This is a genomic window from Mucilaginibacter sp. P4_G9 (assembly GCF_056400985.1).
Map to the genome: position 1 here is coordinate 1 of NZ_JBFUKF010000900.1, position 732 is coordinate 732.

Below are 732 nucleotides of genomic sequence, written 5' to 3' on the forward strand. Positions count from 1 at the left end.
GAATAGGGGGTTAAATAATGCTACTGGTAGTTTAGTTGTTTTTTTTGATTCTGATGATAGTATGCTGCCGGATCGCATTTTTAAACAAGCAAACGCAATAACCCGGGAAGATACTGATTGTTGTGCGTGCGGATTTATAAATTCATTAAATGGAGAAGTCCATATTCCACGTGTTAAAAATGGTAAAGATTATATTACATCCTTAATTCATTGGGATATAATGGGGAGTACACAATGCTGGATGTACAAAAGGGAGATCCTTTTAAAAATTGACGGATACGATACAAGTTATGCTTGTTACCAGGATTGGGATTTAACCTTCAGATATCTTACTAACACCAATAAAGTTTCTTTAGTAAAAKAAAGCCTGAGCGTTTTTTTTAATGAAGACCAGGAAGATAGGATTACCGCTCAAATACATACGGATAAGCGGCTGCCACATATACAGCGGTATTATTTGAAAGTATTAAAATGGTTAGCTGAACAAGGGACAAATTATAGGTTAATAAATGATGTAGTGTTTTTATATGTGCATCAGATAATATTAGCTTATTATAAAAAAGGTATGAAACAGGAAGCGAAAAATTCTTATTTTTCTTTTAATAAGAATTTGAAAAGCATATCCTTTAATGTTTCATTAATGTGCAGAGTATTTCTTTTTAAGAATTTAATCAAGACAATGCTTCATCGAATAAAATAGAAGTGCTGAATTATATTGGCACAAATAGGGAT

General features: G+C 32.0%; 1 protein-coding gene. It reads left to right on the plus strand.

The genetic code is table 11. The features are described from left to right. Nucleotides 1-700: glycosyltransferase (locus AC1DPZ_RS28440; RefSeq protein WP_477409858.1), on the plus strand; the 700-nt coding region annotated here is incomplete at its 5' end. Nucleotides 701-732 lie beyond the last annotated feature (32 nt).